21 protein-coding genes, 1 tRNA gene and 1 pseudogene are annotated in these 20,985 nt (G+C 63.5%); 6 read left to right on the top strand and 17 right to left on the bottom strand.

Annotation, left to right across the window (positions count from 1 at the left end; all coding sequences use genetic code 11):
- Nucleotides 1-177 precede the first annotated feature (177 nt).
- The gene (locus C444_RS00865; protein WP_004590250.1) at nucleotides 178-762 is read left to right on the top strand and encodes an NADPH-dependent FMN reductase; all 585 of its coding nucleotides are present in this window, start codon (nucleotides 178-180) and stop codon (nucleotides 760-762) included.
- Between the two features lie 2 nt (nucleotides 763-764).
- Here C444_RS00865 and C444_RS00870 read toward each other — a convergent pair whose 3' ends face one another.
- On the bottom strand, nucleotides 765-2,285 hold the full coding sequence (locus C444_RS00870; RefSeq protein ID WP_004590251.1) for a glutamate--cysteine ligase family protein: 1,521 nt from the start codon (nucleotides 2,283-2,285) through the stop codon (nucleotides 765-767).
- Between the two features lie 131 nt (nucleotides 2,286-2,416).
- Nucleotides 2,417-2,911: a DUF7858 family protein gene (locus C444_RS00875; protein ID WP_004590252.1), complete on the bottom strand. Its 495-nt coding sequence runs from the start codon at nucleotides 2,909-2,911 to the stop codon at nucleotides 2,417-2,419.
- A 170-nt stretch (nucleotides 2,912-3,081) separates the two neighbouring features.
- Between C444_RS00875 and C444_RS00880 the strand changes: the two genes are divergently transcribed.
- The gene (locus C444_RS00880; RefSeq protein WP_004590254.1) at nucleotides 3,082-3,942 is read left to right on the top strand and encodes a transcription initiation factor IIB; all 861 of its coding nucleotides are present in this window, start codon (nucleotides 3,082-3,084) and stop codon (nucleotides 3,940-3,942) included.
- Here C444_RS00880 and C444_RS00885 read toward each other — a convergent pair.
- The 8 genes from C444_RS00885 to C444_RS00920 form a co-directional block, all read right to left on the bottom strand.
- On the bottom strand, nucleotides 3,921-4,637 hold the full coding sequence (locus C444_RS00885; RefSeq protein WP_004590255.1) for a MinD/ParA family ATP-binding protein: 717 nt from the start codon (nucleotides 4,635-4,637) through the stop codon (nucleotides 3,921-3,923). The two genes, C444_RS00880 and C444_RS00885, sit on opposite strands and share 22 nt — an antisense overlap.
- Entirely contained in the window at nucleotides 4,634-5,410 is a 777-nt protein-coding gene (locus C444_RS00890) for a DUF7857 domain-containing protein (protein WP_004590256.1), read from the bottom strand. Before C444_RS00890 ends, C444_RS00885 begins: the two co-directional genes overlap by 4 nt.
- A 32-nt stretch (nucleotides 5,411-5,442) precedes the next feature.
- The gene (locus C444_RS00895; RefSeq protein WP_004590257.1) at nucleotides 5,443-6,252 is read right to left on the bottom strand and encodes a DUF7856 family protein; all 810 of its coding nucleotides are present in this window, start codon (nucleotides 6,250-6,252) and stop codon (nucleotides 5,443-5,445) included.
- Entirely contained in the window at nucleotides 6,249-6,584 is a 336-nt protein-coding gene (locus C444_RS00900) for a DUF7855 family protein (protein WP_004590258.1), read from the bottom strand. The genes C444_RS00895 and C444_RS00900 overlap by 4 nt, the downstream gene beginning before the upstream one ends.
- Nucleotides 6,585-6,754: 170 nt before the next feature.
- The gene (locus tag C444_RS00905) at nucleotides 6,755-7,027 is read right to left on the bottom strand and encodes a DUF7854 family protein (RefSeq protein WP_004590259.1); all 273 of its coding nucleotides are present in this window, start codon (nucleotides 7,025-7,027) and stop codon (nucleotides 6,755-6,757) included.
- 1 nt (nucleotide 7,028) lies between these two features.
- Complete coding sequence (locus C444_RS00910; RefSeq protein ID WP_004590260.1) at nucleotides 7,029-9,125, bottom strand: minichromosome maintenance protein MCM; 2,097 nt, start codon at nucleotides 9,123-9,125, stop codon at nucleotides 7,029-7,031.
- A 148-nt stretch (nucleotides 9,126-9,273) separates the two neighbouring features.
- A tRNA-Pro gene (locus tag C444_RS00915) sits at nucleotides 9,274-9,346 on the bottom strand.
- 55 nt (nucleotides 9,347-9,401) lie between these two features.
- The gene (locus C444_RS00920; protein ID WP_004590261.1) at nucleotides 9,402-11,276 is read right to left on the bottom strand and encodes an SLC13 family permease; all 1,875 of its coding nucleotides are present in this window, start codon (nucleotides 11,274-11,276) and stop codon (nucleotides 9,402-9,404) included.
- A gap of 142 nt (nucleotides 11,277-11,418) precedes the next feature.
- Between C444_RS00920 and C444_RS22135 the strand changes: the two genes are divergently transcribed.
- On the top strand, nucleotides 11,419-11,592 hold the full coding sequence (locus C444_RS22135; protein ID WP_005536738.1) for a glycyl radical enzyme family protein: 174 nt from the start codon (nucleotides 11,419-11,421) through the stop codon (nucleotides 11,590-11,592).
- A gap of 33 nt (nucleotides 11,593-11,625) precedes the next feature.
- On the opposite strand, the gene C444_RS00925 is transcribed toward C444_RS22135, so the two are convergent.
- The 3 genes from C444_RS00925 to C444_RS00935 all read right to left on the bottom strand — a co-directional run bounded on the left by C444_RS00925 (nucleotide 11,626) and on the right by C444_RS00935 (nucleotide 16,488).
- The gene (locus C444_RS00925) at nucleotides 11,626-13,818 is read right to left on the bottom strand and encodes a hypothetical protein (protein ID WP_004590267.1); all 2,193 of its coding nucleotides are present in this window, start codon (nucleotides 13,816-13,818) and stop codon (nucleotides 11,626-11,628) included.
- Between the two features lie 79 nt (nucleotides 13,819-13,897).
- A complete protein-coding gene (locus C444_RS00930; protein ID WP_004590273.1) occupies nucleotides 13,898-15,943 on the bottom strand; it encodes a DEAD/DEAH box helicase in 2,046 nt (681 codons plus the stop codon).
- 179 nt (nucleotides 15,944-16,122) lie between these two features.
- On the bottom strand, nucleotides 16,123-16,488 hold the full coding sequence (locus C444_RS00935) for a cupin domain-containing protein (protein WP_004590275.1): 366 nt from the start codon (nucleotides 16,486-16,488) through the stop codon (nucleotides 16,123-16,125).
- Nucleotides 16,489-16,588: 100 nt separating this feature from the next.
- On the opposite strand from C444_RS00935, the gene C444_RS00940 reads away from it, so the two are divergent.
- Complete coding sequence (locus C444_RS00940; RefSeq protein ID WP_004590277.1) at nucleotides 16,589-17,794, top strand: CBS domain-containing protein; 1,206 nt, start codon at nucleotides 16,589-16,591, stop codon at nucleotides 17,792-17,794.
- A 1-nt stretch (nucleotide 17,795) separates the two neighbouring features.
- Here C444_RS00940 and C444_RS00945 read toward each other — a convergent pair whose 3' ends face one another.
- The 3 genes and pseudogenes from C444_RS00945 to C444_RS00955 all read right to left on the bottom strand — a co-directional run.
- The gene (locus C444_RS00945) at nucleotides 17,796-18,443 is read right to left on the bottom strand and encodes a phosphoribosyltransferase (protein ID WP_004590279.1); all 648 of its coding nucleotides are present in this window, start codon (nucleotides 18,441-18,443) and stop codon (nucleotides 17,796-17,798) included.
- Nucleotides 18,444-18,514: 71 nt separating this feature from the next.
- Entirely contained in the window at nucleotides 18,515-18,793 is a 279-nt protein-coding gene (locus C444_RS00950; protein ID WP_004590281.1) for a hypothetical protein, read from the bottom strand.
- A gap of 43 nt (nucleotides 18,794-18,836) precedes the next feature.
- A pseudogene (locus C444_RS00955) lies at nucleotides 18,837-19,007 on the bottom strand (HNH endonuclease); the annotation flags it as partial.
- A gap of 497 nt (nucleotides 19,008-19,504) precedes the next feature.
- Here C444_RS00955 and C444_RS00965 point away from each other — a divergent pair.
- Nucleotides 19,505-19,957 carry a DUF5814 domain-containing protein gene (locus C444_RS00965; protein ID WP_004590290.1) on the top strand — a complete coding sequence of 151 codons (453 nt, stop codon included), beginning with the start codon at nucleotides 19,505-19,507 and terminating at the stop codon, nucleotides 19,955-19,957.
- On the opposite strand, the gene C444_RS00970 is transcribed toward C444_RS00965, so the two are convergent.
- A complete protein-coding gene (locus C444_RS00970) occupies nucleotides 19,949-20,383 on the bottom strand; it encodes a CopG family transcriptional regulator (RefSeq protein ID WP_004590291.1) in 435 nt (144 codons plus the stop codon). The two genes, C444_RS00965 and C444_RS00970, sit on opposite strands and share 9 nt — an antisense overlap.
- A 134-nt stretch (nucleotides 20,384-20,517) precedes the next feature.
- Between C444_RS00970 and C444_RS00975 the strand changes: the two genes are divergently transcribed.
- On the top strand, nucleotides 20,518-20,946 hold the full coding sequence (locus tag C444_RS00975; RefSeq protein ID WP_004590292.1) for a VOC family protein: 429 nt from the start codon (nucleotides 20,518-20,520) through the stop codon (nucleotides 20,944-20,946).
- Nucleotides 20,947-20,985 lie beyond the last annotated feature (39 nt).

The following is a 20,985-nucleotide window of genomic DNA, read 5'->3' on the forward strand; positions in this document are numbered from 1 at the left end:
GGCTTTTCCAGCGCTGTGACTGAGAGGAGCCAGTCAATAATCAGTATCGTCGGCAGTACCGACTGATTCACACTGACACTACGGGCCGTCTCACCACGCATCTACCTATCAGAGTACGTACTGAAATCTATTTCTCAGAATGCTTACTAATACGCCCTGGCTACGAACAGGCACACGATGCACGACACGCCACACGTTATCGGTATCAGCGGCAGCCTCCGTGACGACAGCGGAACCAGAATCGCTGTCCAGTGTGCCCTCAATGCGGCGACCGGTGCCGACGCGACCACGGAACACATCGACCTGCGGGAGTGGGACCTCCCGCTGTTCGACCCCGACGCGGGTGCGGCTGAATCCGGTGACGGCCCGGAACTCGCCGCTTGCGTCCGCGAAGCCGACGCGATAGTCCTCGGAACACCTGTGTACCACGGCACAATCGCCTCACCGCTGAAGACAGCGCTTGATTACTGCAGTATCGACGATGTCGAGGGGACGACCATCGGCATCCTCGCAGTGGCCGGCGGTGGGTTCCCGACACCGACGCTCCAGCACCTGCGCGCTGCCGTTCTTGAACTGAAAGGCTGGCCGCTCCCGCAAGGTGTCGCCATCCCCGACTCGTGGGCCGCCTTCGAGGACGGCAGCATCGCCGACGGAGACATCGCGGAGCGCGTTGAGGAACTTGGCTCAAACGTCGTTGCGTACGCAGGTGTTGCGGACCGACGTGAGGAAACGGAACAGTCGGAACTGGCGACCGGGGACTGAGGTTACTCGAACCAGTCGACGAAACTCCCCTCCAGCAGATTCTCCTCCTGATGCCGGATGTAGGTGGCCTGCATCCCCCAGATCGCTTCGGCCAGCGGGACGTTCTCCTCGACGCGGCGGCGGACGTAGTCGTGTTTCCAGCGTGCGGGTGTGAGCCGGCGGTCGACGCGTTCACGCAACGGCCGGATGTAGCTGTGGGCCTCCTCCGCCGAGAGGCCCCGCTGTTCGAGGCCCTCGCGCGCGTGCTCGAACAGTTCACCGTATATTTCTTCGGTGCTGGTCGTTGTTGCTCCGTCAGCGGTAATCCACTCGATTTTCGCCCGAAGGCCGTTCCGCGCGGCGGTGTAGAAGTTCTTCTCCGCCGTCTCCCAGTCCAGCGACCGGATGGGGTGTTCGAGCTGTGGCAGGCTCTCCATCAGGCCGGCAAAGACGGCTGCAAAGCCGATGGCGTCGTCGACGGTCGGCTGAGCGGCCAGCGGGCGGAACTCGATGCGAGCGTTTGCCGCCGACCGCGTCGGCCCTTCGAACACCGGCCTGACCCACCGCCAGTAGGAGCCGTGCTTGTGTCGGAAGTGGACGAAGTCGTCGTCGAAACGGGTGCCGGACGGCAGGTCGACCGGGACAATAGTGTCGTCCGCGACGATGTCGTCGATAGCCTCCTCGACGGAGTCGAAATCCGGCGGGAAACAGACTTTCGGTGGCGTCGTGTCGCCATCAGGTGGATTGAGAACCGACTCGAAGACGCCGATTCGGTTTTCCATGTTCGCCCGGGCGACGATCTCCGGGTCGGGTGCGTCGTCGTAGAGGTCAGGCGGGAAAAACGGGGAATTGACGCCAAGCGCCAGCAGCGGCGCGGCGATCCGGAGCGCGTAGCTGAAATACTCCGGCAGGTCCGGAGCGTGAGGAATCTGGTAGTGGGGTTGAATCGAGGTGATGAGCGACTCCGGCATCACTGTCTCGGCCTGTAGCGAGACGTGCGGCGCGTCGATTTCGAACGCCGAGGGGTAGTCCGTATTGGCCATCGTGTGATAGCGGACGGAGTCCGACATGTTCGTCCCGATGCGGACGCCGCTCTGTTCGACGCAGTCACAGAGGTACTCCCGGGCCGTCTCACCGGTGGGTGGAACGGTCCACATGCCGTCAGAGACGAGGCGGATGCCCTCATTGCGCACCCGTTGTTGGGCCGGCATCAGCGACGCCTTCAGTTCGTTGCGCTGGGCCGCCAGCCCGTGGGTGTTCAGCGGCTGCGGGCTCGTCTGCATCTCGGCGTTGTGCAGGCCGAGCTCCTTCTCGAATCCGATGAGTTCGAGCAACTGACGCGGGACCCGCTGGAGTGCGTCGGTCTGCTCATCGACGGCATACAGCTCCAGTTCCATGCCGACAATCGCCTCCGAGTTGTCGAAGGTCCCGCTTCGGACCGCGGACTTGAGCGCTTCGGCTTCCTCGCGGGCCCGTTCGTTGAATGACTCGCTGTCCGCTGCAAGCACCTCAGCCACCCGGTCCGCCAGTTCCGAAGCCGACATATCTCCGGGTTTGCAGCCATGGGTGTTAAGCATGCCCCAGAGAGCGGGCAGGTAGCGAGCGCGTGGATTCCCCACGCACGACGCGACCGCCGCTCACTCCCGACCTCACCGAGAAGGCAGATCACACAGCCTCACAGCAGCTCCCCGACGTCACTCATCGTCTCCCCTAACGGGTCCCGTTCCTCAGTTATGAGCGCCCCCTCCACCGCATCGCGGGCGGTAGGCAACGGCTCGTGGGTTTCGATATAAACAGCCAGCGCAAACTCCTGTTCAGTCACGTCAGCGAGTGCGATGGCGTCGCTGCGGGAGAGGTCCCCGGCAAGCCAATCGGCGATTATCTCTCGTCCCTGTGGCCCGACCGGTGACACTTGCTCGCCGACGAGATGGAGCGTCTTGGCGGCCATCACAGGCGCAACACCGGCAGCGCGGCCCGCATCGCCGACGCTCTTGCCGGCTGCGTAGGCTTCGACGACGGTCGCCGCTGTCGCCGCTGAGCACGGGAGGTCGTCTGCCACGGGGGCCAACCGCTCCGGGAGAGGTGCGTCTGTCTCATCGACGGCAGCGATGCCGCGGTCACGCTGGTGGGTCGTGACCTCGACACCAGCGGCGATATCCGACAACGTCATTAAAATTTCCTTCTATACTCCGGAATTTAATACTGACGGAAGATCGATAGGCGCTGATGTTAATTCCAGTATCTACCTACCGGTTACCGGTAGGCAGTTTCACCGAAAAACGCCCGGAAACCCGCCTTTGCATCGGTTTTTTAACCCTCCATCCAGCCGTAGGTGGAAACATGAGCACGACGGTAACGCAATGTCCGGAGTGTAACGGGTCAGTCAAACAGCAGGGCGTCGAATCGGTCTGTAGCAGTTGCGGGCTGGTCGTCGGCGAGGACGCTATCGATCCCGGGCCGGAATGGCGGTCGTTCGACGATGATGACACGGACCGGGCACGCACGGGCGCGCCGCTGACGCGGTCGCGCCACGACCGCGGTCTCTCGACGAAAATCGGCCGTTCGACGCGACTGAAAGGGCGCAAACGCCGTCAGTTCGCTCGCCTCCGCCGCGAGCACAACCGCGCCCAGATCAGCTCGAAACGGGAGCGAAACAAGGTGTACGCCTTCACCGAGATCCGGCGTATCATCAGTTCGATGGCGCTCTCGGACGCGATACGGGACCGGGCCTGCGTGCTGTTCGAGTCCGCACAGAACGAGAACCTGCTGCAGGGCCGAACGCTAGAAGGGTTCGCGGCCGCGGCCATCTACGCTACCTGCCGGACCGAAGGCGTCGCCCGAACCGTCGACGAACTCTGTACCGTCGCCAAAGCGACCCAGGCGGAGCTTCGTGCAGCGTACGACGCCCTGAATAGGGAGCTCGGCTTGCCGACCGGTCCGATTGACCCACGTGAGTATGTCCCCCGGTTCGCGACGGCGCTGGATCTGCCGACAGCGGTCCGCCAGCGTGCGGAACGGCTCGTCGACGAGGCACAGGACCGTGGCCTGGTCAGCGGGCGTAATCCAGCCGGTGTCGCGGCGGCGTGTCTCTACACCGCGGCGCAAGAGCAGAACGTGGCGCTCACACAGGTCGAAGCGGCAGAGACGGCGGACGTAACGCCAGTCACGCTCCGTGGGACCTACACCGAGCTACAAGAGTAGACTGCGTCAGCAAGCGCTTCGAGCGAGTCGTGTGCTGGTGCTTCCGGTGCTGTTTCTCGAATCGGCTGTCCGTGTGTCTGTGCCGTCGCCAGCGGCTCGCTCTCCGGAATTTCGACGGCCGGCGCACCGAACCGGTCCGCGACGGCCTCGGTCGCAGGGTTCGGTCCGGCGCGGTTGAGAGCGACCCGACAGAGCCCGGCGTCGAGTTCGCGGGCCAGCGCCCGGACCCGGAGCGCGTCAGCGAGCGCCGCGTCTTCCGGTGTCGTGACGAGTACCGCAGCGTCAGCGGCAGCAAGGGGAAGCCCCACGTCGGCGTGCATCCCCGCCGGCGAGTCGACGATGACCCAGCGATAGGTCCGCTCCAGCGCGGCGAATACGTCTGTGAGGCCCTGCAAGTCGGCGCTTCGAGCGCCGGCCAGCGTTCGTCCGCATGGGACGAGAGTCACGGGACCGTCCCCGCGGACAGCCTCATGCGGGTCGGCGCGGTCGGCAAGAACGTCGTGCAGGTCGGGGCCGTGACTGGACGGGAGGTCCGCCATCCCGAGGTCGCCGTCGACGACGACGCTGCCCGCGTTCGTGTTTGTGAGCGAGTTCCCGCTGTCAGCCCGTTCGAGCGCGTCGAGTTCCGCCGCGAGATTGTACGCGATAGTGGACTTGCCGACGCCGCCCTTGCCACCGGTGACTGCCAAGATCATGCTAGGCGGGACAGCGTTTCGGTCGGCACCGTGGCGGCCGCCCGTCGGTCGGCAAGCCGCTCGGCCCGCCGGGCCAGCGCCCGGAGCATTTGTTCGTCAGTGTCGCCGCGTGCCGCAACTGTCCGCACGCCGGACAGCCCGTCCGCCGCACGAACCGCGGCCGTCGCCGCCGACAGCGAATCCACCTCGGCCAGCCGCTCGGCACGGTCGACCCGTCGAGCAACGGTTTCGAGCCACTGCGAGACCGAATCGGGGAGTTGCTGTTCTGACTGCCGAGCGGAATCAGCCCTTGATCTGGCTGAGGGTTGGACAGTCGCTGTCTGCGGGTCCACCCGCCTGTCGTCCCATTCAACCGCAGATGCGTCCGACCGGCTGTTCTCGGAGTCGGCCCCCTGTGTCCGCTCGCCCGCAGGCACAGCGTCAGCAGGCGGTGCCGGATCGCCCAGTTCCCTGAGTACGGCATCTGCGGAGTCGAGTCGCTCGTCCGCTGAGGTAGTATCGGGCGCCGGTTCGGCGCGCACCAGCTCCGCCGGCTGGGCAGACGGTGGAGCCGGTGTCGCGTACCCGAGCGCGTGCGTCCCCGGCCTAACGACCCCCTCGAACCCGTCCTCCGACCAGCCGGCCGCAGGAATGCCCTGCGTTCTCGGCGGCCAGAGGGGGCCATCGAGACGGTTCCGAACGGTAATTCGAGTCGGTTCGGGGATGTCACCGACGGTTGCCGTGACGAGCGTCACGCCGTCGACTCGCTCGGCGCGACAGTCGAAGGTAACCATAGGAACGGTGGCCCGGCCTTCCGATTTAAAAGTCAGCAACGGACGACGGGCGCATCAAGGCAGTCCGACGCAGCCGTCGGTGACCTGAACTGATCCGTTCCAAGGACGACCGGTGCGGGCGTCCGGGCGACCCGGAGTACGGCCAGCGCGGCCGTTACTGGATCAGCGTTGAACGGACTGTCTGGGACCGGCCCCGGAACGGCTTCGATGGCCCGAGCGAACGTATCGGCGCATCGGTCGACGAGGGTCGCCCGAGCGTTCCGCCGGAGGTTGGCCAGTTCGTCGGCAAGCCGACGTTGTTTCTCCAACGTATCCCGGTAGGCGCGTGCCCGCTCCCGGCGGAGTTCCCGAGTTTCTCTGGCGGCAGCCCGCCGTGTCTCCCGTTCGCTCAGTTCCGTCGCCGCGTCCCGGAGAGCGGCCTGTACCGCCTCGTCGTCCGCACCGACCGCCTGCCGAGCGGTGAGACGACCGCGGTGGGTGGCGACCGCCTCCTGCAGGCCGTCGATAGTCGACTCCGGGACGGGGTCGACAGGGTCCGGCAGCTCCGGCGGCGAGCAGTCAAGCTCGGCCAGCTGGGCGCGGCACTCAGCGATAGCGTCGTCCTGCGGGGTCTCGTATCCACGTGACCGAGCGGCGGCCGCGAGTGCAGTCCGCGTTCGGAGTCCCATCGACGGGTGGACGTGTCCGGTGTAAGCGTACACAGCCGGTGGCTCCGGGCAGGAGACGGCCGGGAAACGCCGCTGTCCACGAATGCTTGCGGCGATGATTCGACCATCGATGTCTCGCGTACGGAGATCGACGACAGCACCTGCGTAAGTGGTTCCAGCGACGCGGAGCTTCACAGGTCGACGCCTCGGAGTTGGTCCGGGTCCGGGAGGTCACGCCCGGACGCGAACCGCCCGTAAGGCGTCGCCGGTTCCTTGCGTGCCTCGTACCGTTTGGCCGCCTCGCGGACGTGCTTCGGGACATCTGTCGGCTCGAACGGCTCGACGTGTTCGATCTGTACGTCGAGGTCGTGTTTCTCGTGGAGTCGGAGTGCCTGAAAGGCCCCGTACTCGGTTTCGGAGAACAACGCTGCTCTCCCGAACTGCCGAACAACACAGTCTTCGTGGGCACGACAGACGTTCCGCAGGTCTCTGCGTGCCGCCCGGGAGTAGGTGACGACGAGTAGCACTGGATAGACATTGCTATTATTGCTATAAAATTTTACTGAATTGAATTAGATTTAGGCTGAATATATATGGCAGTCGGAAAGAAAGATAGGGGAGACAGTCGGATTCGAGAGTCAACACCGTGGGGATGATGTGGGATACACCGATAGTACTCACGCTGCTCGAAAGGGGCCTACTCGACGACTGTAACAGTGAAATCGCCGGCATCCGCGACGAGGTCCTGTACCCGCTCGCGGGCTGCTGTCTCGGACGGCGCAAGGACGACGAGTCCGTCTACGGCAGCCCCACCGCTTGCCCGGTAGGCCTGCAGGTCCCCCTCGAACTCAGTCGCGTAGGTCCGGAGCGTCCCGCGAACGTCCCGTTCGAGGTCACTGAGCGACCGCGACCCTGCCTCGAACTCGGCCAGCGCCTCCTCGATATTGCGGAGTGCGGAGATACGGTCCATATCAGGTCGTCCGGAGGTGATCCGTCCGGGGCTCGTACACCTCGCCTTTCTGTTTCAGCTTGTCAATCTCGTGTTCGGCCTTCGACTCGTCGATACCGACCTCCTCGGCACGCTCGATGACCACGTCGGCGGGTGCGCCCTCGTCGTACTCGTCCTCGATGTCCGAGATGATGCCCTTGATGTTCTGGATGCGGTCACGCTGGGTCTTCGACTGGCCGGTCTCGACCACGTCGGCGTCGAACTCGCCGGTCTCGGGATCGACGCCGATCTCCTTCAGGCAGTAGTGGGCGATGTCGACCGCCCGGTCGGCGTCGGCTTCGTCGACAGTGTCGGAGAGGCGTATGCGTGCAGAGGCCTCAGCAAGCCGGACCAGCGCCTCCAGTTTCCGGGCGGTGACGGGCACCGGCGCGTCCTCGTCCTGCCCCTTCATCCGCAGATCGACGTAGAAATCCTCGATGCGCGATTTCGCCTCCTCCGTCATCGTCGGGAAGCAGTTCCGCTTGGCATAGGCGACGTACTTCCGGAGGAGGTCCGGTTCGATAGTCGGCGCGACCTCCTCTGTAACGGTGCCGACCTCCTCCTCGCTGAAGTTCGAGGTCGGGTTCTCCGTCCGGTGGGTGTGGAGCTCGCCGGCGTAGTTGGTCTGGATGATGTGTTCAGCGAGGTTGCGGTCCTTTTCCTCATCGGGCTTGTCCGTCACGGTGAAGATGAGGTCGAACCGCGAGATGAGCGCCGGTTCGAGGTCGATCTGCTCGCCGATGGGTTCGTACTGGTCGAAGCGGCCGTACTTCGGGTTGGCCGCGCCCAGCAGCGAACAGCGGGATTTGAGCGTCGCGTTGATTCCGGCCTTGGAGACGCTGATACGCTGCTGTTCCAGCGCCTCGTGCATCGCAGACCGATCTTCTGGACTCATCTTATCGAGTTCGTCAATCGCGGCGATCCCCTGGTCTGCGAGCACGAGCGCACCCGCCTCCAGCGTCCACTGCTGACCGTCGCCGAAGTCGTCGCGAACGGCGGCCGCGGTAAGCCCCGCGCTCGACGACCCCTTTCCGGAGGTATAGACGGAGCGTGGTGCGATGTTCTCGATATATGACAACATCTGCGATTTCCCTGTTCCCGGGTCTCCTATCAGCAACATATGGAGGTCTCCGCGTATTCGAGACCCGTCAGGTAGCTCCTTCGTCACGCCGGAGAAGAGCTGGAGCATCATCGCGAGCTTCTCCTTCTCGTAGCCGTAGATGGAGGGGGCAATGGCCCCGACCATCTTGTCGTAGATGTCGGGTTCGCTGGAGAGTTCGACGATTTCCTTCTTGTCGGCGTCGGTGATCTCCATGTCTTCGAACTGCTCGTCCTCGATTTCGACGCTGACGCCCTCCATGTAGATGTCGAACATCGGGGACTTCTCGTTGTCGTTGCCCCGCTGGTCGAGTTTGAGGATGCCGGTTACGCGGACGTGGTCGCCGGCGGTGACGTGGCCCGTGATGTCGTCCTCGATGTTGATATCGATTGACTGGGGCGTCTCCCCGCCGCGCAGGCCCTCGGGGGACTCCTGCACGCGGAGCTTCTGCGCGTCGATGAACTGGGACTGGTCGGTGTTGAGTCGGAACGGCCCTTGCCGTTCACAGCCCTGGCAGTCGTGTGGTTCCTGAAAGTCACCGGCAGTCTGGGGAATGCGCGTGAGCGTCCCACAGCGCTGGCACTCGAAAGCCGCTTCGATGACTTTCGGGCGCACATCAGTCGCTTTCCGGATGATACCACGGACGGCGACGAGGTTGCCGTGATGTTCGTGGCGGAGGTCACGGATGTCCTCGGAATCCGGGAGATTTCGAACGCGGACGTGGGCCTGCCCGAGTGAAACATCGACCGGGAGGTCGTACAGTCGAAGCGCCTCCTCGGCGTACTCCTGAATCTGCTCGGGCTTGGTCCGGTAGTCGTCGGCCAGGTCTGGATCGAAGCGATAGAGGTCGTCCCAGTCGATATACAGCGATTTCTGGTCGTTCGGATATTTCTGGGCGAGCTCACCGATCTCGTTGCGGTAGTAGTTGCGGTAGAACTCCTCGAAGCGGTCGATGAGTTCGGTGTTCTCGGCGGTCGCCATTTGAGTGGACAGTGGTTATGCCCACTGGCCTAAGAAGGTTCGCAAACCGGGGTGGAACTGAAACGATATGCTGTCGAATCCGAAGCCGGTAGTGGAACCGACCCCGAAGAGAAGAGGTGGTCAGAGTAACTGTGGTGGAAAAACCGAATGGGATCGCCCAGATTTGAACTAGGGGCGCGGGCACCCAAGGCCCGAAGGTTACCAAGCTACCCCACGATCCCGTATTACCTTCTCGACTCGACAGCGTGTAAAGCGTTTCGTTGCAAGGCGGCCGTGTCACGCGGGAGCGAGGCCCCAGAAATACGCGATACCAAGGGTCGTCGCAACGGCGAAGACGGCCTGTAGCGGGGCACCAACCTTCAGGTAGTCGGTGAATCGGTACCCGCCGGGACCGTAGACGAGGAGGTTCGTCTGGTAGCCGACCGGCGTCATGAACGCCGTCGAGGCGGCAAACGTGACGGCAAGGACGAAGGCGAAGGCGTTGGCGTTCAGTTGCTGGGCGGTTTCGATAGCGACCGGGATCATCAGGACGACAGAAGCGTTGTTCGAGATGATGTTCGTCAGCAGCGCCGTGACGAGATACATGAGGCCGAGGACGACGGCGAGGCCGCCACCGGCGGTGAGGACACTGCCAGCACCCATGACGAACAGCTCCGCGAGCAGATCAGCGCCGCCAGTCTCCTGCAGGGCGATACCCAGCGGAATGACGCCGGCGAGCAGGAAGATGACATCCCACTGGACAGCGTCGTACAGCTCCGGGGGGCGGAGACAGCCAGTGAGAACCATCGCCAGCGCGCCGCTGAGCGCCGAGATGACGATGTGAATCGGCGTCAGTGCCGCGACACCGACGACGGCGGCGACGATGCCGATTGCGATGGGGATCTTCGACCGCCGGAAATCCGGCCGTGCGACCTCCTGCGCGACGATGAAGTCGTTATTACGGTTGAGGCGTTCGATGCTCTCGGGAGTGGCCTGCACCAGAAGCGTATCGCCGATGCGGAGTGTGACGTGGTCCATTCGCTGGCGGTACAGCTCTTGCCCGTGGCGAAGCGCCAGCACGGTCGCGTCATAGCGCTGGCGGAAGCTCGTGGAGACGAGTGTTTCACCGATGAGCGAGGAGCCGGGAGCGACGACAACCTCGACGAGGTTCTTCCGCTCGTTTGCGGTTTCCAGTTCCGCGTCGTCGACCTCGACATCCGGGATGACGTCCAGCCCTTCGACGTCGAGGAGGTCGACGAGCGTGTCCCGGTCCGTCCGAACGGCGAAGACATCACCAGCCTGAATGGATTTCTGGCCGAGCGGTTCGAGGAACGTGCGTTTCTCGCGGACCAACTGGACGATGTCCACGTCGAACTCTGAGACTCTGAGCGCCTCCTCGACAGTCTGGCCGATGAGCGGGGAGTCTTCGCGAACGACAACCTCGGTGAGATACTCACCCATCTCGAACTCCTCGGTGAGGTCCTCCTCGGCCGGGATACGCGACGGGATCAGATAGCGCCCGACGGTAAGGAGATAAACCGTTCCGATGACGGTCACAATGATGCCGAGCTGGGTGAACTCGAACATACTGAACGGGCGGCCGATCAGTTCCGCCGAGAGCTGCGAGGCGAGGATGTTCGTTGAGGTGCCGATGAGCGTCAGCATCCCGCCGAACATCGAGGCGTAGGACAGCGGTAGCAGTAATTTCGACGGTGAGAGCTTGCCCTTGTGCGCGATATCAGTGACCATCGGCAGGAGGATGGCGACGGCGGCGGTGTTGTTGATGAACCCGGAGATAGGTGCGACCAGCCCGACGGTGGCACCGAGCTGTTTCGTTTCGCTATCCCCGGTCAGGGAAGCGATTTTCGCGCCGAGGATCTGGACGATGCCGGTCCGCTGGACGCCGTCGGAGAGAATGAACATCGCCAGCACGGTTATCGTCGCCGTCGAGGCAAAGCCGGAGAGCCCGCGATTCAGCGGCGAAATCCCGTCACCGGCCTGATGTAACACGTACACCGGCTCGGCGAGCAGTCCGACATCAGCCGCGAGTACGGTCACCGGTTCGGCCAGCATCAGCGCGACCATGACGCCGATCGCGGTCACGTCGACGGGCAGCGCCTCTGTCGCAAACAGCACCAGCGCGGCGACGATGACCGCGAAGACGAACAACATCCCCGGCGTGACAGGTGGCAGCGACACGTCTGTCCCCTGCAGGGCCAGTGACAAAAGGATGGGTCGTTTGCGAGCGCGGGCGTCCGCTCACACCCTGCTCCGGCGGCCGACGTTTATCCCTGTCCAGGCCGAACAGCTCACAATGAGCCTTTTCAACGATCTCGGTCGAAAAGTCGAGGAGCTGAAACAGGAGGTCGGAAACGCGACCGACGACGAAGCCACCCACCGGTGTATCGAGTGTGATACGCTCCTCTACACAGACCACGACGAGTGTCCCGAATGTGGGAGCACGTCGGTCATACCCCTGTCTGACTAGCAACAGCGAGGAACCCGACCGGAGTCGCGTCGCTCACCGCGTCGGGCCGTCACGACCCAGGTCTTCGAGCAGAGCGTCGTAGCTCCGGCCGAACACCGCCTGTTTTCTGAGCGAGGTTATCGCGACCTGGAAAACGGGGACGGCGAACTGTCCGTCCGGTCCGCCGACGACGACGGCCGCTTCGTGGTCCGTTTCATCGCTCCATTCGCCGTCGAGTTCTCGGACGAGTACCTCACCGAAGTAGCCGCCGAGTTCCCGCACGACGCTTGTAAATGCGCGGTCGTCGAACGACGCATCGCTCCCGAACGTCGTTTCGGCGAAACGCTCGTCGTCCCACTCTGCGTCGACCAGATCGTCGAGCCGCGAAAGCGAAGTCGGCGAGAAGTCGAGGTCGTGTTCACCCCAGAACTCCGCGAACTCGACAGCGGTATCGGCGTGGTCCGCACGGACCGTGTCGGGTTCCCACGAGCGGGCCATCGAGCCAGTGGTCGGGTCGCTGTCAGTAGACGCAGACAGTTCACTCTCGTCGGTGGCCGCTGTCGCAGCCGTCTCGTCAGCGGTCACATCCTGTGATGCCGCGTGCTCGCTGGTATCGGTCGTTTCGGCATCCCCGACAGGAACCGATGTGTCGGGGCTATCATCGAACAGTTCGCCAGCATCGGATTCCGCAACGGCTGCCGGCGCATCATCGGCCGCCGCGGCGTCGGCGGTGTCTGTCGGTGACTCGTCAACCGTCGTTTCGGAAGCCACCTCCGCGTCTGGAGCGGCGTCTGACGACGCATCCGGCGAGCTATCGGGGGTCGGGTCGTCATCCGTCGGTTCTCCGACCGCTCCGTCGTCGGCTGCGTCCGTCGCTGCTTCGTCAGCGGATATGTCAGTTCCCGCCTTCGTGGCCGCGGTCTCACTGGTTCCGTCCTCGTCGCGAGAGTCGACAGCCGAGTCTTCGAAAGGTGTCTCGGCCGCCGGCGCGTCGTCCGGGGAGTCCGCTGTCGCACTATCGAACGACGACTCCGCTTCGTCGATGTAAGTGGCCGCTTCATCAGCCGTGACCGCATCATCGCCCGTCGTCTCTTCATCAGCCGTGACCACATCATCAGTCGTTGTCTCGCCAGCAGCAGTCGTGTCGGCAGTCGGTCCATCCGAAGAGGCGTCGGAGAGTGTCTCAGCTACCGGTATTTCAGCCGTGGGGTGGTCAGCAGCGGTTTCATCCGCCGACTGCTCGACGGCGGTGTCGGTAGCCGGCTCCGCATCGCTTGAACTGATAGTTGCTCCGTCGCTGGCGGTTTCACCGGTCGACGGTTCGCTACCGGTGTCGTCTGACGCTGAATCGGTCGAGTCGGGGTCGGCATCTCCAGCGGTGTCGGAAGCCGAGCCGCCGGCTTCGTTGTCCGGTGGAGCCTCGTGCTGTGGTTCGTCAGCGACCTCGCTGATGACGGGTGTGGGACCGGTGTCGTGCGACTGGTCGTCAGTTTCCGTCCCGGATTCGATCCGTCGGACGACGCGGGTCGGCTCCGTTTCGACAGCCTGAGACGGGGCAGAATCAGCTGTATCGCCGGCGGCTACCCCAGTTTGTGCGTCTGTCGCCGTCGATTCGGGAGGCGCGTCGCGCTCGTCAGCCTGTCCGTCGTCGACGCGGCTAACGATCCGCGTCGGCTCGGAGACGATGCTGTCGGCGTCGGTTTCGTCCGCATCCCGCGCTCCCCCATCGTCGATGCCTTGTGCAGTATCGAGCGCCAGTTCGGATTCCAGCCGCGTCACGACAGCCGCGAACACCGGCTCGTCGCCGAACGAGCGGGCGGCCACGTCGAACACCGCGACCGTCACCTCGTCGTCCGGGCCGGCGACGGTAACGCCCCACCGGCCGTCGGACTGGACCCATTCACCATTGTACGCCCGCAAGAGGAGTTCGCCGAGATAGCTCCCGAACCGTACCGTGTTCTCAGTGTATTCCGTCACGCCGGCGTCGTCGCCCGCGGTTTTGCCGTCGTAGCTCTCCTCGATGGCCGTATCGAGGCGCGCGAGCGCTTCGGGGTCGAACGTCAGCGGGTCCGCGCCGTCGACGACGCGCTCGGCGTACTCGCGAAAGGTCGCCGGGTCGAGCGTCGCCGTATCACGTAGTTCCGGCCCGTCGTCGGACGGCCGGTTGTCCCCGGCCGCCTGCTCGTCCCTGTCGGTCGACGAGTCATCGCCACCGACAGCGCGACGGATCGTATCGAACAGGCCCATGAACACCGGAAGTACGTGCCGCTACAAGAATGTACGCCGAAAGGATACTCGGCCGACAGGTCTGTGGGGCGAAAGCGGCTCAGTGCTCGTCACGCAGTTCCATGTCGGCGACGATCTCGTAGGGATGTTGCCCCTTGCGGATACCATCGAGCAACTGGAACGATTCGTCGGGTGCGAGGAAGTGCCGCGTCACGGCCCGGCCGAGCGGCGTCGGTGAGAGGCCGTCGATGAACTCGTATTCCAGTAGCTTCCCCAGTGCATGCTTGGTCGGCACCTCACCGACCATCCGGTCGTTGAGCCGCTTTGCCTCCTTGCCGGCGACGGTGACGTTCGCCAGCGTCTCCTCGACGGCCGCGCCCTCGTCGTAATGAGTGATGACCGGCTCCATCTCGCCTTTCAGGAGCTTGAACGCCACCTCGTCCTCGGTCATCTCCATGCTGTTGTGGTACGAACAGTCGGGTTCGACCAGCATGTAGACGGTACCTTTGTCGTGGTAGTCCGGGCGGCCGGCCCGGCCGAGCATCTGGCTGAACTCCTGGACGGTGAGCCACTCGATGCCCATCGCCAGTGAGTCGAAGATGACCTGTGAGGCCGGGAAGTCGACTCCGGCAGCCAGCGCCGCCGTCGTCACGACCGCCGCGAGGTCTTGGTCGGCGAACTGCCGCTCGACTCGCTGGCGCTTCCGGTTGTCCAGCCCGGCGTGGTACGGCGCGGAGCTGTACTCCAGTTTCCGTGAGATCTGGTGACAGCGCCGTCGGGAGTTCGTGAAGATGATGGTCTGGCCGCGGTAGCCCTTGCTGGATTTGTTGTCGAAGGCCCGCTTGACGAGCTTCTTTTCGGTCTCGATCTTCTCACGGCCGTCGGCAAATGTGACGTGCCGTTCGATTGGGACCGGGCGCTCCTCGAACTCGATGAGCGTCGCCCGGAGCTGGTCGGCCAGCTGGCCGGGGTTACCGACCGTCGCCGAGAGGTAGATCCACTGCGTATCGCCGCTGTCGGGCGCGCCACCGGACTCGCAATAGTATTTGAGTCTGGAAATCAGCCCGTCGAGCCGGTGGCCCCGCTCGTCCTCGCCGAGCGTGTGGACCTCGTCGATGACGACGGTCCCGACGGTCCCGAGGTCCTTGCCGGTCCGGAGCGCGTGGTCGATCCCCTCGTAGGTGCCGACGATGACATCCGCTTCGGGGTCAAAGCGACCGCCCTCGTCGGCGATGCGGCTCGCACCCACCCGGAGGGATACGTCGACCATGTCGCCGTAGCGGTCCTGGAACTGCTCGTACTTCTGATTCGCGAGCGCGACCAGCGGGACGAGAAACAGCATCGTGCCCTTGTTGTTCAGGACGCGGTCGATACCGGCCATCTCGCCGATGAGCGTCTTCCCCGTCGCCGTCGCGCTCACGACAAGCTGGTCGCGGCCCTCCGTGGCCCCGTGCTCAACGGCGAGGCTCTGGACCGGCAACAGCGTCTCGAACCGGGATTCGAGGTGCTCCTGCATCCCGGGGTGGAGGTCCAGCGAGTCCACCCGGACGGGGTCGACCTCGTCGACGGTCGCCGAGATCTCGTCGAACTTCGTCAGGTCCGGGTCCAGCTGGCCGGACAGGAGGTTCGTCACCCGGTCGAGGTCCTGTACTTCGAGCAGCAACTCTTCGAGTCGGTCGCGCGCGTCGCCGCTGATACTGCCTTTGAACGCGAGTTCGCGGTCGAGCTGCTGGCGAGCGCACTCCGGGCAAATGGTCTCGTCGTCGGTCTCGATAGCGGTCTCGCTCGTAATCGGCGAGTAGCGCCCGTCAGAGGCACACAGTCTACAGGTCCGGACGACCTTGGCCTCGATCTGGTAGGCATCGAGCATCTCGCGGATGCGCTCACGCGCAAGCGGGGCGGTCTGTTCTGAAACCCGAATGCGGGCCGCACGGCGGGCAAGATCGACGAACTGGTCGGGCGAGCGAAGCTCCTCGCTGGTCCCGTCCTTGACGCGGAGCCGACGCGGGCGGGGGCCGGCGTCGGTCTCCTTCAGTTCGAGGATGCCGTGGAAGAGCCGCTCGCCGTCCCGGTGGGCGGCGACGCGGAACTCCTCGCCGTGTTCGTGGAGGAACAGCGTCTCTACCTGTGCGGCCTGCTGTGACACAGTCGTCTAGAGGCGACTGCGCTACTTGAGCGGTTCGGACTAGGTGTGGATGGTGCTATCGTTGTGACCGTTGGTTTGACCAGCCAGAAAGTCCCACCCAGCATAGCTCGTCTACTCGGCTGCATATGGGGCGGTTTGGCTCTCAGCTGTTGCTATTCCCGTGTAACTGCTGATGGCAGTCACTCCTGCAGTTTGATCTTGTCGTCGCCGGCCGGAACGGCACAGAGGAACGCGCCCGGTTCGTCGCCAGCGTTGCGGTACCAGTGGACGGCACCGGCGGGAATGTGGAGGCTATCGCCGGCTTCGACGTCGTACTCCTCGCCTTCGATGCCGACGGTGTACCGTCCAGAAAGGACGTACTGCTCGTGTTCGATTTCGTTGGTGTGTTTCGGCACGCTGCCGCCGGCGGCGAGCGTGAACCGGCGGATCGCGAGATTGCCGCCGCCTTGTTCCGCGCCGATGAGGACGCCCTTTGCCAGCCCGTCGGCCGCGCCGACGGCCTCGTACTCGATGTCCTCAGCCCGGCGAATCAGTGGGTCGCTCATGTGCGGTTCATCGCGGGCACACCGCAAAGGCGTATCGACGGCGGTGCTCTCCGCAATCCTGCCAAAGGGGATTAAGACCGTCCCCCGATAAGCGAGGGGTATGCGCCGGTTCCGCATTGGAAGCGCGTTCGGAATCCCCATCCAGTTGGACCTGACGTTTCTCCTCGTGCTACCGCTGTTCGCCTGGATTATCGGGACACAGATCGAGCAGACGACCGAGCTGTTGAACGGGACGTTGAACGCCGGGCTGGACGCGACCGTTCTCACCGACGGTGCGCTCGTCTGGGTGCTCGGCATCGGTGCGGCCGTCGGCCTGTTCACCGGCGTCGTCCTCCACGAACTCGGCCACTCGCTGGTGGCCATCCGCTATGGCTTTCCAATCGACTCTATCACGCTCTGGCTGTTCGGCGGCATCGCCCAGCTCAGCGAGATGCCCGAAGACTGGAAACAGGAACTGGTCATCGCCATCGCCGGCCCTATCGTCAGTGTCGCCGTCGGCGCTGTCTGTTTTGTCGCGTTCCAGATTCTGCCGAGCGGCGCGGCGACGGCCATCGAATCGGCGCGGTTCATCCTCGGCTATCTCGCGCTGATGAACATCGCGCTGGCGGCGTTCAATATGCTCCCGGGGTTCCCGATGGACGGCGGCCGCGTCCTTCGCGCGTTGCTCGCCCGCCGGCGATCCTACGCCAGAGCCACCACCATCGCCGCCGAGGTCGGGAAAGTGTTCGCCGTCTTCCTCGGCCTGTTTGGCATCTTCGTCCTCGGAAATATCTTTCTCGCGGGGCTGGCCTTCTTCATCTATATCGGCGCGGCGGGCGAGTCCCGCCAGACCTCAATGCGGGCCGCGTTCGAGGGCGTGACCGTCGCGGACGTGATGACGCCGGCGGACCGCGTGACGACGGTCTCCGAAGACCTGTCCGTCCGAGAACTCATCCAGACGATGTTCAAGGAGCGCCACACCGGCTATCCAGTCGAGCGCGGGGGCGAGGTTGTCGGCCTCGTGACGCTCGAAGATGCCCGCGCCGTTCAGGAGGTCGAGCGCGATGCCTACACCGTCGGTGACGTGATGACGACCGAAATCATCACGATCAGCCCGGACACCGACGTGATGGACGCGCTGACCTCGCTCCAGCAGAACTCCGTCGGTCGCCTACTCGTCACCGACGAGGACGATTCCTTCGAAGGGCTGCTCACCCGGTCTGACATCATGACGGCGCTCTCGATTATCAAATCGAGCAGCGACTACACCGCCATCGGCGAATCAGAAACCGAGACCGTCCGACCCGAGTCCAGAATAGAGCGATAAATCACTCCTCGGCGAGGTACGACATCGCGACCTCGTCGGAGACCTGCTCGAACTGCTCGTAGTACTGGCCGACGGCACGGAACTCCGACGGAATCTCCAGACAGACTACCTCATCGACCAGCGCTTCGAGGTCCGATATCGCCCGCGGCGAGGCGACCGGCACTGCGAGCACGAGCCGTTCGGGGTCGGCCTGTTGGATCTGCTCGATGCAGGCCCGTGCCGTCGCGCCCGTCGCCACGCCGTCGTCGACGAGGCACACCCGCTTGCCCGTAAGCGACGGCGATGACTCCGGGTCACGGTAACGCTGGGCTTTCTGCTTGGCGGCGTCGGCCATCTCCGCTCGCGTGTTCGCAACGTAGTCACGAGGAATCTCTCGTCGATCAATGACATCGGTATTGAGCCACACGGTCCCATCGGCGGCGACAGCGCCGATGGCGTATTCGGGGTTGTTCGGTGCGCCGATCTTCTTTGCCACCGCGATGTCCAGCGGGACACCGAGCGCGTCGGCGACGGGACGGCCAACCGGCAGTCCACCACGCGGGATTGCGAGGACGATGTCGGCTTCGATGTCCCGCTCGCGCAACGCCTCTCCCAGCCGTTTCCCAGCCGCCTGCCTGTTCTCGAAGGTCGGGGAGCGGTTGCGTACCATACTAGTTAGTTCGCTGTCGAGACGCAAATATTTCCGCATGCTGGCGACTTCGTGCCAGCCAAAGAACTCAGCTACTCGGCCTCTAGCGCCGCAGCGATTGCTTCGAGTTCGCCCTTCCGGAAGGGCTGTTCCGCGTCCGTCGGGTCGTCGTCCCCCCGTTCCCCGATTTTCCAGAGAATCCCCGCCCGCATCTGTGGCTTCGACGGCAACCGATCCGTGTCGATGTCATATCCGACGGCCTCGCAAATCGCCGCCAGCGCTTCCTTAGTAAAAGCAGTCGAGACCGGGCGTTCGTACCGTCCGACAGCCTCGCGAATCTCGTTCCGCAGTTCGTCGACAGTCGGTGACATACGCGTACTGGCGGCGGGCCGGATTGTGTAGATTCCGGTCCGACTACACCGTCGCGCCATCGACAGCAGACGCGTCCCACTGCCGGATGCCAGCCCGCCAGTGCAGTTCCGCCCGCGAGACGCGACCGAACTCCGCCCGCCGGTGACAGCCCGGACACAGCGAGACCACGTTATCCAGCGTGTGTGCGTCACGGACGGCAAGGGCTGGTATCGCGACACTCATCAGAACAGTACCGTTTCTCGTACTCAGAATGAAATTGGTCCGAACAGTGCTCAAATCTCTGTTTGCCAAGCGTTCGCCGTGGACACTGAGTCCGCGCTCCGAGTCAAACGTTCGGTCACAGGAAGGACAATAGTGGTATTTCACCTGAAAGTAAAACTCTCTGACAGCTCGTAAAGAACCAGAATCAGAATAGAAATAAGAATCACCGAAATACTGAAAGTGTCGAAATCGGCGTGTAGAAAGTCTGAGTCCGGGCGCGGGAATTGAACCCGCCTCTTAGCCACCACAAGGCTAAAGGATGCCACTACCCCAGCCCGGACACGCTTGCTGAAGCATACGTAGATATTCCGCTGGAACAGAAATACGTTACGAATCTGGAAATCAGTGGGTCGTGAGAGCGCGTGACAGCGGTGGTATATCGGGTGCTGTCCAGTCTATCGACCGCTTCGGGACGCTTTTAGGCGGCCGACACGTACAGAAAAGCACGCGTGGCTATCACGGACAAAATCTACGTCAAGAACCACCAGCAACTCGCCTCCCAGCTAGAGACGAGTTTCCCGAAGGGGGCGTTCAAGGGTGCGACGCTGGATATTCTCTTTCAGGGCGAGGGGCTGGCAAAGCTCGACGAAGCCTCCCGAGAGCGAGTCCTGGATTTCGCTGAGGACTTTCTGGACTGTGACTGTGAGGCCAACCCCCACTGTGGCTGTGCCGAGCGGAAGTTCATCTCGTACCTGCTGGAACTGCGCGAGCAGGGGATGGGGCCGGACGCCATCGTCGACGTGATGAGCGACGACTACATGCTGTATGCGTATCCGGGCGACGTGCTTTCCTTCCTCGATAACTCCGTCAGAACGTTAGAAGCCGTGGAAACCCTGGCCGACGTCGATGGGCGCGACGACGTCGCCGAGGACGTCCAGCAGAAACGCCAGCGATTACTCTAGGTCGTCGAAGCTGCCGATACGGTAGGAGGCGTCGTCCTCTTCGCCCTGGTCGAGGTCTTCGAGGTGGATGACTTCGTCCTGATCCATCTCGTCGAGCTGCTGGCGGAGCTTCGTGACGTAGCGCTTGTGTTCTTCCAGTTGTTCGCGGAGGTGTTCGGCTTCGAGTTCGAGCCGTTCGTGCTCGCGAACGAAGCTCTTCGGGACTTCGACCTTCGGCGGGAAACTCTCGGTGCTGGTCTCGGTCGCGTCGTCCTCGAACTCGTGTTCCGGCGCGACTTTCACCTGGCCGTCGTGGGAAACGAGCGTATCGACGTAGTCACGAAAAACTGCGGACAGCGAGATATCGCGCTCCTCGGCGATTTCGCGGAGGGTCTCGAATTTGTCCTCGCTGACGCGAAAGGAGATAGTCTTGTTTTTGTTGCCCATAGTTACGTACTGTTTTAGCAGCAACGTATTTAATCGTTTGTCAGACGCTACCGGACCTGTTCCTCAGTGGCCGTCTCTGGCAACAGCCGAACCGCAGTGATTTAACAGCGGGCCAACCCCGCTTCTGGATAGAGATGGCGACAGATATCGACGCAACTGGCCACCACTTCGGCATCATCGTCAACGATCTGGACCGCGCCGTCGAGTTCTATCGCGACGTGCTCGGACTCGACGTACTGACCCGCTTTTCCGTCGGTGACAAGGCGTTCGGAACCGCGGTCGACATCGAGGGGGCCAGCGCCGAACTGGTTCACCTCGACGCCGGCAACGTCCGTCTAGAGCTGGCGACATACGAGCCGGAGGGCGAGGCGATGCCGGACCCGGACCTCAATCGACCAGGAGCGACCCATCCCGGGCTTGAAGTCGACGATCTCGACGCCGTCGCTGACCGACTGCCCGACGATGTCGAGACGCTCAGCGACCCCCAGACGACCGAGAGCGGGACGACGATAATGTTCGTCGTCGATCCTGAGGGGAACCGAATCGAGCTACTGGAGCCGTAGCGGCAGAAAAGTCACTAACAGCGAAAATCGAGGATAGCG

This window comes from Haloarcula japonica DSM 6131, assembly GCF_000336635.1.
Taxonomy (GTDB): domain Archaea; phylum Halobacteriota; class Halobacteria; order Halobacteriales; family Haloarculaceae; genus Haloarcula; species Haloarcula japonica.